Origin of the sequence: Mesorhizobium sp. M0184 (genome assembly GCF_040322215.1) — a bacterium.
GTDB lineage: Bacteria > Pseudomonadota > Alphaproteobacteria > Rhizobiales > Rhizobiaceae > Mesorhizobium.
Genome location: NZ_JAMYSZ010000010.1, coordinates 63003 through 77486 on the forward strand (window position 1 = coordinate 63003; position 14484 = coordinate 77486).

Genomic DNA, 14484 nt, shown 5'->3' on the forward strand with positions numbered 1-14484 from the left:
GACTGCTCTCAGCCCGGACTACCGGTCGCTTCGGCTGTCGGCTGGGGTCCAGCTTTGGTCCGGACCTTGAAATACCGGCCGATGGCTGCCGCGACCAATGCCGGATCCTCCCAGTGCGGGTTGTGTCCGCATCGCACCGCGCTTACGAACGCGGCGCTAGGGATTTCTTCGAGGAGCCGCCGTTGGTGCGTTTCGTCGAAGAGCAGGTCGTGCGCGCCAGCAATGACAAGCGCCGGCAGGCGCAGCATGCGCGCCTTGTCGGTCAGATCGATGCGCCGAACCTGCTCCAGGATTGCGCGCCAGAGTGCCGCCGGCATGGCTGACGCCTCCTCCGCAGTCATGGTCAGGAATTCCGCTGGAACCTCGGCCTCGCAGGCATGCCAGTAGTCATAGAACGGATCGGCCGGCGATATCGGGTCTCGAAGTGCCCGCACACCAATGGTCATCGGGTGATCCTCACCGATCTGCGGCCGTAGCGTTCCGGCCATCAGCACCAGGCCGCCGATCATCTCGGCGTAGCGCGCGGCTGCCTCGATCGCCACCATACTGCCCAGGGAATGCCCGACCAGAACCGGCCGCTCGAGCCGCAATCGCTCGATCAAACTCGCCACATCTTCCGCGAAATCCGCTGGGGCGAAGCCGCGTGTCCCGGCCGGCGAGGCGCCATGCCCGCGCAGGTCTGGAATGACAAGCCGGCGCCCGGCGAGATGCGGCGCCAGCAAGGAGAAGCTGCGGCTCGTGTCGGAGAAGCCGTGCACCAGCACCAGCGCGGGCTCCTGCCCGGCGATTTCGACGCAGGCCGTTTCAGTGCAGCCGGCACCGACCCTGCGCTTGCGGCCGTTCCAGCCCGCCTGATCGGCCGATATCACAGGCCGAGCTGCTGCTTGACTGCGTCGAGCGCGGGCTTGCCATCGAATGTGGTGACACCGGCAAGCCAGGCGCCGAGCCTATCCGGATTCTCCTTGAGGGCCTTCAGGCCGGCTTCCTCCGGCTTCATACCGTCATTGATGAGATAGCCCATGCCGAGATTTTCGAAATCGACATCGAAGGCGAGGTTCTTCAGCAACTGCCCGACATTCGGACATTGCTGCAGATAGCCCTTGCGCACCTGCGTCGTCACCGTCGCGGCGCCGAAGTTCGGGCCGTAGAACTTGTCGCCGCCGCTCAGATATTTGAAGTCGTACATCGTGTTCATTGGATGCGGCGCCCAGCCCTGGAAGACGATGAAGCGCTTTTCCTTGATCTCGTAGCCGACCTCGGAAAGCATGCCGGCTTCACTCGATTCGACGACCTGCCAGCCATCGAGGCCGAGCGACTTATCGGCGATGCGTCCATCATCAGCTGGTTCGAGCCCGGCTCGATGCCGTACATCTTCCTGCCGAACTTGTCGGCGAACTTTTGCAGGTCGGCAAAATCCTTGACGCCGGCCTCCCACACGTAAGTCGGCACGGCAAAGGTGTATTTGGCGCCGACGAGATTGACGCGCACATCGTCTACCGAGCCGCCCTTCTTATAGGGCTCGTAGTAGGTGATCATCGCCGGATCCCAATAGCCAAGGAACACGTCCAAATCATTGTTCTTCAAGGATTCATAGATGACGTTGATGCCCAGAAGCGAGCTTGCCGGCTTGTAGCCGAGCGCATCGAGCAAGACGCTGGTGACGCCGGTGGTGAAGGCAAGGTCGTTCCATCCAGGCTCGGCCATGCGCACGACCTTGCATTGCTCAGGTTCAGCCGCAAAGGCCGGCTGGATCGCCAGCAGGACGTAGAGCGAGGCGCCTATTCCAAGGCTACGAAGCATTTCGGTTCTCCTCATTTCACCAACGATGTTGACCACTCGGTTTTTATATTGTCCCAACGGTCAATTCTTGATCTCGACGGACGAAAATGTCAACGTCGGTTTTCGATGCATGGATCCGGCCCGTGAAACTCAAGCGTCTCAGCGACATACGCCGCAAGGAGCTGCGGCAGGCCGCCTTTGCCGTGCTTCAGCGCGAAGGCATAGCTGGCGCGACCATAGAAAAAGTGGCGGCACAGGCCGGCGCGTCGAAGGGCATCGTGCTGCACTATTTCAACAGCAAGCGGGAGCTGTTCGAGCATGCCATGCGCGAATCGAACCTGGTGCTGCGTCATGCGGTGGTGGAGCGGTTGAGGCAGGCGCGTACGCCAATGCAACGGATAGATGCCATCATCGAAGGCAATTTCGAGCCGCATCTCTTCCAGCCGTCCCTCTGCCACGCCTGGCTTTCGCTTTGCGCGGAGGTGCCGCGCGACGAAAAGCTTGCCCGCATCCAGAAGGTGATCCATGCGCGCATGCGCTCCAACCTGCTGTCTGGCCTGCGCGGTCTGGCGCCGGCACGCGATGCTGACGAGATCGCTTTCGGCGTCACCGCCCTGATCGACGGGCTGTGGTTGCGGCTTGGCCTGCAGCCAGGCAGCGTTACGCGTGAACAGGCCATTCATCAGGTCAAGAATTTCGTCGCTACCCGGCTGGCTGTTCGGCGCGGTGCAGCCGCTGCCGAATAGCCAGGGCGCATCAGCCGAAAGTTCATATTGTAGGATAGGCCGGCGGCTTGACCACAATCGGCAACGGCGCTGCTCTCCTTTGCCAGACAAGACGGCAGTGCGCGGGAGTGTTGGATGAGACTAGGCGGCAAACGGGCACTGGTCACCGGCGGCTCGGACGGGATCGGGCTGGCAATCGCCGAGGCTTTCTTGCGCGAAGGCGCGGACGTGCTGATCGTCGGCCGCGAAGGCAAAAAGCTCGACGCCGCCCGCAAGCAGCTCGGGGATAATGTCGGAACGCTTTCGGCCGACCTGTCGGCCAGCGCCGGGATCAATGCCGTGGTCGAGCATGCCAGGCGCGGCCCACCTGTCGATATCCTCGTCAACAATGCCGGCGTAGCGTTCCTTGTGCCGTTCGAGACCGTCAGCGAGGACCAGTTCCAGCAGTCGTTCGCGCTCAACGTCACGGCGGTATTCTTTCTCACCCAACGGCTGTTGCCGCATCTCGCGCCGGGTGCGGCTTCGGTGATCAACATCTCGTCCTATTTCGCGCACAAGATGATCCCGAAGCGGCCGTCCAGCCTCTATTCGCTGTCGAAGGGCGCGCTCAATTCGCTGACCAAGTCGCTCGCCTTCGAGCTCGGGCCGCGCGGCATAAGAGTCAACGCCATCGCGCCCGGCACGGTCGACACAGCGATGCGGCGCAGGTCGATCGAAAACCTGCCTGAGGCCGCGCAAGCCGAGCTCAAGGCCTATGTCGAGCGCAGCTACCCGCTCGGCCGCATCGGCCGAACCGGCGACCTTGCCGGCATCGCGGTCTATCTCGCCAGCGACGAAGCGGCATGGACCAGCGGCGGAATCTTTGCCGTGGATGGAGGATACACGGCGGGGTGAGGTTGCGATCTCCCCCCTCGAGGGGGAGATGGCCGGCAGGCCGGAGGGGGTCGTCTCGCGTGGAACACCAGCCTGTTCCGTCCGCTATGGGAGTTGCGTCAAGACCTACCGACCCCCTCTGTCGCCTTCGGCGACATCTCCCCCTCAAGTGGGGAGATTGCCAGCACCTTCAACCGATTTGCATTCCCGTCACCCGCAATCTCCGCTTGAAGGCATTTGTGCAACGCGATACGCCGTTTGCAAAATGCAAACCGGAGAGACTTCGTGAGCGCGCCAGAGACCAGAACCGAAACCGACACGTTCGGTCCCATCGAGGTCGCCGCCGACCGCTATTGGGGCGCGCAGGCGCAGCGTTCGCTGGCCAATTTCAAGATCGGCTGGGAAAAGCAGCCGGCCTCGATCGTGCGGGCGCTGGGCATCGTCAAGCGGGCGGCAGCGGAGGCCAATATGGAGCTGAAGCGGCTCGATCCGGCGATCGGCAAGGCCATTATCGAGGCCTCCCAGGAGGTCATCGACGGCAAGCTGAACGAGCATTTCCCGCTGGTCGTCTGGCAGACCGGCTCAGGCACCCAGTCCAACATGAACGCCAATGAGGTGATTTCCAACCGGGCGATCCAGCTTTTGGGCGGCGTCATGGGGTCGAAGAAGCCGGTGCATCCCAACGACCAGGTCAACATGAGCCAGTCGTCGAACGACACCTATCCGACGGCCATGCACATCGCCTGCGCCGAGCGCATCATCCACGACCTGCTGCCGGCGCTAAGACATTTGCATGCGGCACTCGAGGCCAAGACCAAGGCTTTCGCCCATATTGTGAAGATCGGCCGCACCCATACACAGGACGCGACGCCGCTGACGCTCGGCCAGGAATTCTCCGGTTATGCGGCGCAGGTCGCCTCGTCGGTCAAGCGCATCGAACTGACCCTGCCCGGCCTGCAGGAATTGGCGCAAGGCGGCACCGCGGTCGGCACCGGCCTCAACGCGCCGGTCGGTTTTGCCGAAAAGGTGGCGGCGCGTATCGCCGCGATCACCGGCATCGATTTCGTCACCGCGCCGAACAAGTTCGAGGCGCTTGCCGCCCATGATTCCATGGTCTTCTCGCACGGCGCCATCAATGCCTGCGCGGCGGCGCTGTTCAAGATCGCCAACGACATCCGTCTGCTCGGTTCCGGCCCGCGTTCGGGCCTCGGTGAATTGTCGCTGCCGGAAAACGAACCGGGCTCGTCGATCATGCCGGGCAAGGTCAACCCGACCCAGTGCGAAGCGATGACGCAGGTTTGCGTGCAGGTCTTCGGCAACAATGCGGCGATCAGCTTCGCCGGCAGCCAGGGCCATTTCGAACTCAACGTCTACAATCCGCTGATGGCCTATTGTTTCCTGCAGTCGGTGCAGCTGCTGGCCGACGCTTCGGTGTCGTTCACCGACAATTGCGTCGTCGGCATCGAGGCCCGCGAGGACAACATCAAGGCGGCACTCGACCGTTCGCTGATGCTGGTGACCGCGCTGGCGCCGACGATCGGCTACGACAACGCGGCCAAGATTGCAAAGGCGGCGCACAAGAACGGCACAACGCTGCGCGAGGAAGCGCTGGCCACCGGGCTGGTCAGCGAAGCCGATTATGAGCGGCTGGTGCGGCCGGAGGACATGACGCATCCGGGCTAGGGTGCTGAAATGCCTGGATCTCAACACCTATGTTGATCGCGAAAACGTTACCTTGGTGAACAATCCGTAACCAATCTGGTGTCTTTGGTGAACAGTCGGCCTGCGCTAACTAGACGGGTATCCCAAGCCGTTTGGCCAAACCCTTCTGGAGAGTTACGCATGTCCACCAACACGTCGACCAACACTTCGTTTGCCGGTTCCGGCACCGCCTCCGGCGCCTCGGGCACGATCCTGCTCGGCCGCATCCTGCTTTCGGTCATCTTCCTGCTTTCCGGCTTCGGCAAGCTGACGGCGATTGCCGGCACGGCCGGCTATTTCGGCAGCCTCGGCCTGCCGCTGCCGATGGTGACCGCCATTGTCGTCGGCCTTATCGAACTGCTTGGCGGCCTCGCCATCCTCGTCGGCTTCCAGACCCGGATCGTCGGCTGGGTGATGGCGATCTTCACCGTTGCCACCGCATTGGTCGCCCACACCGGCTGGGCCGATCAGATGCAGATGATCAATTTCCTGAAGAACGTCGCGATTGCCGGCGGCTTCCTCGTGCTGGCCTCCTCGGGCCCAGGCGCCTATTCGATCGACGCCAAGCGCGGCTGAAGCAGTCCAGCATTGCTTGGACAAAAGGGGTGCGGAATTTTCCGCGCCCCTTTTTCGTTGTCGGTTTGTGCCCTTCGGTCCGCTGACGGAAAACCTGCTAAGATCGGGCGCCAGGCCAAGCGGCCGTCGACAACGGAGGTGAAGATGCCCCGCAATGCGCTGCTTCTGCTTTCCCGACTGCTGTTCGCCGCACTGTTCGTGCCGTCCGGCTTCCACGCGCTGACCGACATTGCCGGCACATCAGGCTATTTTGCCGGCCTCGGCCTGCCGCTGCCAACGCTCGTAGCCTGGGCGACGAGCCTGTTCGAGCTGATCGCCGGGCTGCTCATCCTCGTCGGCCTCAAGACGCCGATCGTGGCGCTGCTGCTCGCCGCCTTTTGCGTCGCGACAGCGTTCATCGGCCACTATGGCCAGGGCGGCGGCGATCCGACGCTGACCTTCATGCATTCGCAGATGCTGATGAAGGACATCGCGATATCAGGCGGTTTTCTGGCGCTGGCAATGGCTGGCGCGGGTACCTATTCGTTCGATGGCCGGGCGTTTGGGACCCGCGCCTGAGCAAGTCACCCGGTTTATTTGGTGTCCAGAAAAACAAATTTTGCGAGACGGCTTACATTGACGGGCACCGACGCAAAACCGCGGAACCCCATCTCCCCCACTCCCACATACAGACAGAGCTGTTTCTTCTTTACCGCCATTGCCACCCACTCGGATCCAAAATCGTTTGGGTCCTTGACGTAATTTCGAAGATTGCTGTCAATGGCGACGTACACATAACCATCTGATTGAATCAGTTCTTGTCTCTTCACGTATGGTAACAGATCGGACCGACCCACGATGGGCTTGATCGACCCGCCGATGGTCTGAGCCTTGTCGGAAAGAGTTCGATCGACCCCTCTCGAACACGGCTCGAGGCGTGAGAATAAATCGCTCTTCGAGAGGGATTTCATGAGCTTGAATATGTCGGCGCTCGGCTTGAACACGAAGTAGTTTATTTTCTCTCTGTTTTTGGGTGCGCGAAGCATTCTATGAAAATTGAACGGCGTTCTGACGCCCGGCTCTTTGGGATAATGTCGATCCAGATCGAACGTCCCCTTGGCCACGACGGACAGGGTGTACAGCGTCTGGGCACTGGCGGTGCCCGCGAAGAGGACTAATATCGCCGCAACCAACAGCTGAAGAACCTGCCTGGATTTCACGGCGTTTCCCTTCTTTCCTCAACGGTCGCGACGCGACAGCGCGGGCGTCTATTTGACAGACATGCTAGGCCCGCCCTCGACCGCCAGCACCAGCCGGCGATTGGTGACCCTTGCCAGCTGTGCCAGCCGGCCGGCCGGCCGCTCGCCGTAAAGATCGGCCAGCGCTGCCGGCAGCACCAGCGCCAGCACGCCATTGCCGCGGTTTTTCCATTTCAGCCGTGGCATGACGCCCGGCATTGCCGCGGTCAGCAAATAGACGACGCGCAGCAGCGCGGCCAGCACGCGGGCCCGCTCGAGATAGCGCGGTGTCGCCAGTCCGCGGATTTCCGGAGCGGCTTCATTGAACACGCCCTCGTGGCGAAACAGGCTGACAAGCGCCAGGAAGGCGCGGCCGGGATGATCGACGCCGATGAACGACGCGTGGGCGATGATGTTGAGCGATTGCTTGCCGCGATATTCGGGGTGGGCACGCCAGCCGATATCGGCGAGCAGGCAGGCGGCGTGGCGGTAGCGCGCCTCATCCCTGGTTTCGTCGATGCCGAAGGCAGCGAAGGCCTTGCCGGTCCACTCGACAAGCTCATGCGCGTGGTCGACCGAGCGCGAGCGCAGGCGGGCAAGCTCTTCCGCCGCCGAGATTAGCGGATCGGCTTTCTGCTCGGCCTTGTCGAGCAGCGAGTAGAGAAAGCCCTCGCGCACGCCCAGCGCCGACACGATGATCTTCGACGGCTGCATCGCCGCCATGATCTCCTGCAGCACGATGGCGCCATAGGGCAGCAGCGAGCGGCGGTTCTTGGAGATGCCCTCGATGCCTTTGATCTTGTCGATCTCGGCTTTGGCGACCTGCCGGAGGAAGTTCGCGGCGCTTTCGATGCCGATCTCGTAATGGTGCATGACGCCGAGCGGGTAGTTGGTCATTTCCATGTGTAGCCGGGCGAGATTTCGCCAGGTGCCGCCGACCGTGTAGAAGGTCCTGCCCTGCCCGCCCTTCAGCAATTTCGCCCGCGCCAGTTGCTCGCGCGTGATCCTTGCCGCCTGGGTCAGCGAGTTCTTCGCCATGTCCTGCAGGCGCAAGCCGCCCAACGGCAGCGTGATGCCGTCACCGATCGTCTCACCATCGATGTCGATCAGTTCGAGGCTGCCGCCGCCAAGGTCGCCGGCAATGCCGTTGGCCGGGTGGAAACCGGAGATGACGCCGAGCGCCGAATAATGGGCTTCCTCGCGGCCGCTCAGCACCTGGATCTCGGTCTTGAGCACATCCTCGGCGCGGTGGATGAAGTCGGGGCCGTTGACGGCCTCGCGAGCGGCGGCGGTCGCCAGCACATATATGCGCTCGGCGCCGGCCTGGTCGGAGAGCGCGCGGAAGCGGCGGAATTCTTCCATCGAGCGCGTCACCGCCTCGGGATCGAGCTTTCCGGTCGAAACGATGCCGCGGCCGAGGCCGGCCAGCATCTTTTCGTTGAACAGCAAGGTCGGCGAACGCGCCAGCCCCTCATAGATGACAAGACGGATCGAATTCGACCCGATATCGATAATGGACAGCGGTCGGCGGTCCTGAAGCCGGCCCTGGGATGCTGAAATCATCAGCCCGTCGCTGCGTTCTGTTTCTTGCGGCGCTTGAACTGCGCGATGCGCTTGGGCGCATGCGACTTCAACGCATCGCCCCGTCCGGACAGGCTCGGATTGGTCATGAAATATTCCTGCGCGTTGAACGGTTCCTCGCCCTCTTCCAGCACGACGCGCCGGGAGGTTCCGTCAGCCAATACGTCGAAACTTTGCTGGTTGTCCATGATGTTGCCGAGCATGATCTGGCCGAGCACCTGTTCGTGCACAGTTGGATTGGTGATCGGCACCATGGTCTCGACGCGGCGGTCCAGATTGCGCGGCATCAGATCGGCCGAGGAGATGTAGACGATCGCCCCGTCCGAGGGCAGGCCGTGGCCGTTGCCGAAGCAATAGATGCGGCTGTGTTCGAGGAAACGGCCGACGATCGATTTCACCCTTATGTTCTCCGACAGGCCGGGCACCTGCGGCCTCAGGCAGCAGATGCCGCGCACGACGAGATCGATCTCGACGCCGGCGCGGCTGGCATCATAGAGGGCATCGATGACGATCGGATCGACCAAGGCGTTCATCTTCATCCAGATGCGGGCGGGCCTGCCCTCCAGCGCGTGACTGATCTCGTCCGAAATGTGCTTGAGGATGCGGTCGCGCAGCGTGAACGGCGATATGGCCAGCCGCATCTGCTCGGCCGGCTCGGCATAGCCGGTGATGAAGTTGAACAGCTGGGCGACATCGCGCGCGATCGTCGGGGCGGTGGTGAAGAAGGACAGGTCGGTGTAGATGCGCGCGGTGACCGGGTGGTAGTTGCCGGTGCCGAGATGCACGTAATTGCGCAGCCTGCCATCCTCGCGCCGCACGACCAGCGACATTTTCGAATGGGTCTTCAGTTCGAGGAAGCCGAAGACGACCTGGACGCCGGCGCGCTCGAGGTCGCGGGCCCAGCGGATGTTGGCCTCCTCGTCGAAGCGCGCCTTGAGCTCGACCAGCGCGGTCACCGACTTGCCGGCCTCGGCGGCGTCGACCAGAGCGCGCACGATCGGGCTGTCGTTGGAGGTGCGATAGAGCGTCTGCTTGATCGCCACCACTTCCGGATCGGCCATTGCCTGGCGCAGGAACTGCACCACGACGTCGAAGGATTCGTAGGGGTGGTGGACGATGATGTCCTTCTCGCGGATCGCCGCAAAACAATCGCCGCCATGCTCGCGGATGCGCTCGGGGAAGCGCGGATTGTAGGGCGTGAACTTCAGATCGTCGCGGGCGACGGCGACGATCTCCGAGATCTGGCTGAGCGCCAGCGGACCGGTGAGCACGCTGATGCGGCTTGCCGAAACGCCAAGCTCGCCGGCGACGAAGTCGCGCAGTTCGGGCGGCATCAGCCGGTCGAATTCGATCCGGATAACCGAGCCGCGGCGCCGCCGCTTCAGCGCCGTCTCGAACAGGCGCACCAGATCCTCGGATTCTTCTTCGACCTCGATATCGCTGTCGCGGATGATACGGAACGTGCCGGAACCCTTGACCTCGTAGCCCGGGAACAGCTTGCCGATATAAAGGCCGACCGCCTCCTCGAGCGGGATGAAGCGGACATGGCGCTTGCGATCCGGCAAGCGGATGAAGCGCCTCAGCGCCACCGGCAGGCGCAAAAGCGCGCTCATTTCCTCGCCGTTCTTACGGTGGCGCAATTGCAGCGCCATCGAGAAACCGAGATTGGGAATGAACGGGAACGGATGCGCCGGGTCGATCGACAGCGGCGTCAGCACCGGAAATACCTGCTCCTGGAAATGGTCCTCGAGCCAGATCTTCTCGTCCTTGCTCAGCGCATCGCGGGTGATGCTCTCGATGCCTTCCTTGTCGAGCAGCAGCATCAGCGCCGAAAGGCTTTTCTGCTGGTCCTCCTGCAGGCGCTCGACCTCGCGCAGCAATTGTTCAAGCTGCTGCTCGGGCGTGCGCCCATCCGGGCTCTTCAGCACGATGCCCTCGCGCACCTGGCCGGCAAGACCCGCAACGCGGACCATGAAGAACTCATCGAGGTTGGCGGCCGATATCGACAGGAAACGAACACGCTCGAGCAGCGGATGATTCGCGTTCAGCGACTCTTCGAGCACGCGCCGGTTGAATTGCAGCCAGGAAAACTCGCGGTTCACGAAGCGGTCGGGATTGCCGCCTTCGCGGCTCGCCGCCTCGACGGTGATGAATTCGTTCTGCACCGGCTTCAGTTCGTTCATGGTTTCCGCTCTTCCCACACCGTTCGACGACCATAGCCTTAACCGGCTTAACTTATCCTCTGACAGGCTTTTGCGACAGTTTCATTTCATCGATCTTGCAAAGAGACGGGTTATGATCCAGATGCAATCGACAAGATCAGGAGACGACGATGGCAGGCGGTTCCATTCCCCATTTCCAGAACGATGCGGGCTATCCGGCAATCGACATCGGCGTCAAGGAATTCATGTGCACCGGCGCCAATCCGCCTTTCGACCACCCGCATGTATTTCTCGACATGGGCGACGACAATGAAAAAGTCTGCCCCTATTGCTCGACGCTCTATCGCTATTCGCCGAAGCTGAAGGCGTTGGAAACGCAGCCGCCGGGCTGCCTCTATCTCGACCAGGCCGCCTGATTCTTCCGCGACAAACCTGATGCAGGAAACGCAGTCCCGGCAGGTGGTCATCGCCGGGGCGGGCGTCGCCGGGCTGACCGCGGCACTGGCCTTCGCCGAGCGCGGCTATCGGATAAAACTGTTCGAACAGGCAGAGCACCTCGAGGCTGCCGGCGCCGGTATCCAGCTTTCGCCCAACGCGACGCGCATCCTACGGCAGCTCGGCGTACTCGATCGGCTGCTGGCGACGGCGGTGCGGCCGGAGGCGGTCGTGCTCAAGGATGCCGCCACGCTGCGCAAGCTGGCGCGCGTACCGCTTGGCCAGGCGGCCGAAACGCGCTGGGGAGCGCCCTATCTCGTTGCCCACCGCGCGGATCTGCAGTCAGCGCTGATGCAGCGAGTTTCGGAGCAGCCCGGTATCGATCTGATCGCCGGCGCGCGGGTGACCGACATCGCAGCCGGATCGAAAGGTGTTACCGTCACTGCATCGGCTGATGGCGACACGGTCGAGGCTGGCTGTCTTTTGATCGGCGCCGATGGCGTCTGGTCGTCGGTGCGAGAAACGCTTGCGCGCAAGGCGGCCGAATTCGGCAGAAGCCGGTTTTCGGGCGAGCTTGCCTGGCGCGCCACGGTGGCCGCCGACAGCCCCGCCGGACAAGCCTTCAGGGTGATCGGTGCGCCCGATTGCGTTACCGCATTCCTCTATCCCGGCTTCCACATGGTCGCCTATCCGGTCAGCCGTGGCACTGCCTTCAACCTCGCGGCCTTCACCAGGGGCAAGCGCATCGCCGAGGGCTGGTCGGGGCATGCCAACCCCGCCAGCCTCGCCAGCGCCATGCGCGGTGCCGCGCCGGCGCTGGTCCGTCTGGCGAGCGAGGCCGCGCCATGGACGGCATGGCCGATCCACACCGTCGAGCAGCGGCGGTGGACGACGCCGGAAGGGATCGCGCTGATCGGCGATGCGGCGCACGCGATGACGCCGTTTGCCGCACAGGGCGCGGCGATGGCGATCGAGGACGCGGTAACGCTTGCCGGTTTCGTTGCCACCTCGCCTGCCGATCTCAGCAGCGCCCTTGTCGCCTGGGAACAGGCGCGGCGGCCGCGCGTCGCCCAGGTCGCCCGCCGCGGCGTCGTCAACCGCCTCGCCTGGCATGCGGCCGGGCCGGTGGCGATGGCCCGCAACCTGTTCCTGGCGATGCGCTCGCCCGAAAAACTCGCCGCCGATCTCGACTGGCTCTATGGCTGGCGGGCGTTGGACGATGGCGCGCGATGATACGCACGACAGGCTGGCGGGACAGCGCCCCTAGCAAGGCGCCGAAGCCGCTAATCTCCCTCCTCGTGGGGGAGATGTCCGGCAGGACAGAGGGGGGCGCGAAGGATCGCGGCGTTGATCAACCGGAACCCTCTTCAATTGTAAAGCCGCATCGACAGGCCGAGCGAGGCCGGCAGCGGGTTCCACCAGCCGGTACGCAGGCCGGCGGTGCGCAGTGCTGCCGCCGCCCAGGTGTTGCAGCCGACCAGCGCGTTGAAATGGCCATTGGCCTCGAAGAACCGATCGAAACGGGAATACGCCGCATTCTCGATCGGCATGGCTCCGTTCGGTCCCTGCCGGAAGCTTGCCGCAATGTAATCGAGCAGCGCCGTAAACCGCTCCTCGCCGATGTCGAAGCCAGCGACGTCGCGATGCGGCTCGGCGATGTCGACGGAAATGTCGACATGCATTGCCGAGGCATCGACCGTCAGCGCCTTCATCACCGGCACCGCCTTCAACTCCGACCAGGTCGGCGTCTCCAGATAGAAGGCGCGGCCGCCCCAGCCGAAGACGATGTAGCGGACCTCCGCCATGTCTGCTGGAATGCCGGCATCGACCAGGAAATGGAAGCGCCGGCGCACATCGTCGTCGACCGGGATGGCGATGTCGGTGTGGATCGGATTTTGCAGCACCAGGATACGGTGGCTTGTGCCGATCGGATCGGCAACGGCCGCCGGCCAGAGCGGGCGCGGCAGCAGCGTGCCCAGCGCCACCGCAAGGACTGCTGCAACGACCAGCAGGCCAAGAAAACGGGCAAGCTTCTTCATGGGAAAGGCATAGAACAAGCAATGCTCAAGGTGAAGCCCCTCCGAACGTTGCACAGCTGAGCTTGACGCGTATCCTCCCCGGGAGGATATGCTCAAGCATGTCAGATCACCTCCACGCCTCGCATCCTTCCATCATAAAGCGCCTGAAGCGCGCGCAAGGCCACCTTGCGGCGGTGCTGGCGATGATCGAGGCGCATCGCCCTTGCGTTGACCTGGCGCAGCAGCTTCATGCCGTCGAAAGGGCCATCAGCAGCGCCAAGCGCGAGCTGATCAACGATCACATCGAGCATTGCCTGACGGACAGCGTGGAAACCGGCGGCAACTCGCTGGCGGAACTCAAGCAGCTGGCGAAATATCTATGAATGCCATCGTAGTCCGCATTCTGGACTGGCTCGGGTTCGGCTCGCACGCCGCACATCATCACGGCGGTCACGGTCCGCACGGTCACAGCCATGGCGTCATCGACGCGACAATTGCCACCACCGACCGGGGCATCTGGGCAATCAAATGGTCGTTCGTGATCCTGGCCATCACCGCGGCATTGCAGATGGTCGTGGTTGCGTTGTCGGGGAGCGTGGCATTGCTGGCCGACACGATCCATAACATCGGCGATGCGACCACGGCGATCCCGCTATGGATTGCGTTCGTGCTGGCGCGGCGCAAGCCGTCGCGGATCTTCACGTATGGCTTGGGCCGGGTCGAGGATCTGGCCGGCATCATCATCGTGCTCATCATCCTGTTCAGCGCTGTAGTCGCTGCCTACCAAGCCATCGACAGGCTGATCAATCCACAAGTGGTGACACACCTGGGCTGGCTGACTGCGGCGGGCATTGTCGGCTTCCTCGGCAACGAGGCGGTTGCCGTGTTCCGTATCCGCGTCGGTCGCGAAATCAACAGCGCGGCACTGATTGCCGACGGCTACCACGCCCGCACAGATGGACTTACCAGCCTTGCCGTGGTCATCGGAGCCATCGGCGTCTGGTTCGGCTTTTCCTTGGCCGATCCGATCGTCGGTCTGCTGATCACGATTGCGATCTTCGGTATCGTCTGGCAATCGGCCCGCTCGGTGCTGACCCGCATGCTGGATGGAATCGAACCCGGTGTGATGGACGAAATCCGACATGCCGCCGAGCATGTTCCGGGCGCGCGCATTGTCGATGCCAAGGCGCGCTGGATCGGTCATAGATTGCACGCCGACATCGCAATTGCCGCGGACGAAACCCTGCCGCTGTCGGCGGCGAACAAGATCGCCGCAGCGCTGAAGGACGAACTATCCCAGCATATGCCGGCCCTGGCTGAGGCGAATGTGCGGTTTTCAACGGAACGTGGAGAGAACGACCATCCTCACGAGCACACGCATGACCACGGCCACATGCACTGACGCTCGCCGATTTTC

14 protein-coding genes and 1 pseudogene are annotated in these 14484 nt (G+C 63.0%); 9 read left to right on the plus strand and 6 right to left on the minus strand.

All coding sequences use genetic code 11. From position 1 onward, the window contains the following. Positions 1–8: 8 nt before the first annotated feature. Positions 9–869 carry an alpha/beta fold hydrolase gene (locus tag NKJ23_RS14425; RefSeq protein WP_352680722.1) on the minus strand — a complete coding sequence of 287 codons (861 nt, stop codon included), beginning with the start codon at positions 867–869 and terminating at the stop codon, positions 9–11. Then, positions 866–1800, minus strand: a pseudogene (gene choX / locus NKJ23_RS14430) (choline ABC transporter substrate-binding protein). Before choX ends, NKJ23_RS14425 begins: the two are co-directional and overlap by 4 nt. Positions 1801–1922: 122 nt before the next feature. On the opposite strand from choX, the gene betI reads away from it, so the two are divergent. The 5 genes from betI to NKJ23_RS14455 all read left to right on the plus strand — a co-directional run bounded on the left by betI (position 1923) and on the right by NKJ23_RS14455 (position 6212). Further along, entirely contained in the window at positions 1923–2525 is a 603-nt protein-coding gene (betI, locus tag NKJ23_RS14435; protein WP_502902536.1) for a choline-binding transcriptional repressor BetI, read from the plus strand. A 114-nt stretch (positions 2526–2639) separates the two neighbouring features. Further along, entirely contained in the window at positions 2640–3398 is a 759-nt protein-coding gene (locus tag NKJ23_RS14440; protein ID WP_352680724.1) for an SDR family NAD(P)-dependent oxidoreductase, read from the plus strand. 264 nt (positions 3399–3662) lie between these two features. Beyond that, positions 3663–5060 carry a class II fumarate hydratase gene (gene fumC / locus NKJ23_RS14445; protein WP_352680725.1) on the plus strand — a complete coding sequence of 466 codons (1398 nt, stop codon included), beginning with the start codon at positions 3663–3665 and terminating at the stop codon, positions 5058–5060. Between the two features lie 159 nt (positions 5061–5219). Then, positions 5220–5654 carry a DoxX family protein gene (locus NKJ23_RS14450; protein WP_352578283.1) on the plus strand — a complete coding sequence of 145 codons (435 nt, stop codon included), beginning with the start codon at positions 5220–5222 and terminating at the stop codon, positions 5652–5654. A gap of 144 nt (positions 5655–5798) precedes the next feature. Then, entirely contained in the window at positions 5799–6212 is a 414-nt protein-coding gene (locus NKJ23_RS14455) for a DoxX family protein (RefSeq protein WP_352680726.1), read from the plus strand. Positions 6213–6226: 14 nt separating this feature from the next. On the opposite strand, the gene NKJ23_RS14460 is transcribed toward NKJ23_RS14455, so the two are convergent. The 3 genes from NKJ23_RS14460 to NKJ23_RS14470 are packed head-to-tail and all read right to left on the minus strand — an operon-like array spanning position 6227 to position 10635. Then, positions 6227–6853, minus strand: coding sequence for a hypothetical protein (locus NKJ23_RS14460; RefSeq protein ID WP_352680727.1), 627 nt, complete (start codon positions 6851–6853; stop codon positions 6227–6229). Between the two features lie 48 nt (positions 6854–6901). After that, positions 6902–8434, minus strand: coding sequence for an exopolyphosphatase (ppx, locus tag NKJ23_RS14465; RefSeq protein WP_352680728.1), 1533 nt, complete (start codon positions 8432–8434; stop codon positions 6902–6904). Then, the gene (locus NKJ23_RS14470) at positions 8434–10635 is read right to left on the minus strand and encodes an RNA degradosome polyphosphate kinase (protein WP_352616756.1); all 2202 of its coding nucleotides are present in this window, start codon (positions 10633–10635) and stop codon (positions 8434–8436) included. The genes ppx and NKJ23_RS14470 overlap by 1 nt, the downstream gene beginning before the upstream one ends. A 149-nt stretch (positions 10636–10784) precedes the next feature. Between NKJ23_RS14470 and NKJ23_RS14475 the strand changes: the two genes are divergently transcribed. Both NKJ23_RS14475 and NKJ23_RS14480 read left to right on the plus strand, forming a co-directional pair. Then, positions 10785–11030, plus strand: coding sequence for a zinc-finger domain-containing protein (locus tag NKJ23_RS14475; RefSeq protein ID WP_023677627.1), 246 nt, complete (start codon positions 10785–10787; stop codon positions 11028–11030). Between the two features lie 19 nt (positions 11031–11049). After that, positions 11050–12282 (plus strand): FAD-dependent monooxygenase, encoded by a 1233-nt coding sequence (locus tag NKJ23_RS14480; protein ID WP_352680729.1) that lies wholly within the window; start codon positions 11050–11052, stop codon positions 12280–12282. Between the two features lie 134 nt (positions 12283–12416). On the opposite strand, the gene NKJ23_RS14485 is transcribed toward NKJ23_RS14480, so the two are convergent. After that, positions 12417–13088 carry a TIGR02117 family protein gene (locus NKJ23_RS14485; RefSeq protein ID WP_352680730.1) on the minus strand — a complete coding sequence of 224 codons (672 nt, stop codon included), beginning with the start codon at positions 13086–13088 and terminating at the stop codon, positions 12417–12419. A 98-nt stretch (positions 13089–13186) separates the two neighbouring features. On the opposite strand from NKJ23_RS14485, the gene NKJ23_RS14490 reads away from it, so the two are divergent. Both NKJ23_RS14490 and NKJ23_RS14495 read left to right on the plus strand, forming a co-directional pair. Then, the gene (locus tag NKJ23_RS14490; protein ID WP_023719742.1) at positions 13187–13450 is read left to right on the plus strand and encodes a metal-sensing transcriptional repressor; all 264 of its coding nucleotides are present in this window, start codon (positions 13187–13189) and stop codon (positions 13448–13450) included. Then, complete coding sequence (locus NKJ23_RS14495) at positions 13447–14469, plus strand: cation diffusion facilitator family transporter (RefSeq protein ID WP_502898090.1); 1023 nt, start codon at positions 13447–13449, stop codon at positions 14467–14469. Before NKJ23_RS14490 ends, NKJ23_RS14495 begins: the two co-directional genes overlap by 4 nt. Positions 14470–14484: the final 15 nt, after the last annotated feature.

Bases quoted from the DNA above. Each gene is read 5' to 3' on its own strand.
- NKJ23_RS14440 (WP_352680724.1), top strand. From the start codon at position 2,640: ATGAGACTAGGCGGCAAACGGGCACTGGTCACCGGCGGCTCGGACGGG.
- NKJ23_RS14450 (WP_352578283.1), top strand. From the start codon at position 5,220: ATGTCCACCAACACGTCGACCAACACTTCGTTTGCCGGTTCCGGCACC.
- NKJ23_RS14455 (WP_352680726.1), top strand. From the start codon at position 5,799: ATGCCCCGCAATGCGCTGCTTCTGCTTTCCCGACTGCTGTTCGCCGCA.
- ppx (WP_352680728.1), bottom strand. From the start codon at position 8,434: ATGATTTCAGCATCCCAGGGCCGGCTTCAGGACCGCCGACCGCTGTCC.
- NKJ23_RS14470 (WP_352616756.1), bottom strand. From the start codon at position 10,635: ATGAACGAACTGAAGCCGGTGCAGAACGAATTCATCACCGTCGAGGCG.
- NKJ23_RS14475 (WP_023677627.1), top strand. From the start codon at position 10,785: ATGGCAGGCGGTTCCATTCCCCATTTCCAGAACGATGCGGGCTATCCG.
- NKJ23_RS14480 (WP_352680729.1), top strand. From the start codon at position 11,050: ATGCAGGAAACGCAGTCCCGGCAGGTGGTCATCGCCGGGGCGGGCGTC.
- NKJ23_RS14485 (WP_352680730.1), bottom strand. From the start codon at position 13,088: ATGAAGAAGCTTGCCCGTTTTCTTGGCCTGCTGGTCGTTGCAGCAGTC.
- NKJ23_RS14490 (WP_023719742.1), top strand. From the start codon at position 13,187: ATGTCAGATCACCTCCACGCCTCGCATCCTTCCATCATAAAGCGCCTG.
- NKJ23_RS14495 (WP_502898090.1), top strand. From the start codon at position 13,447: ATGAATGCCATCGTAGTCCGCATTCTGGACTGGCTCGGGTTCGGCTCG.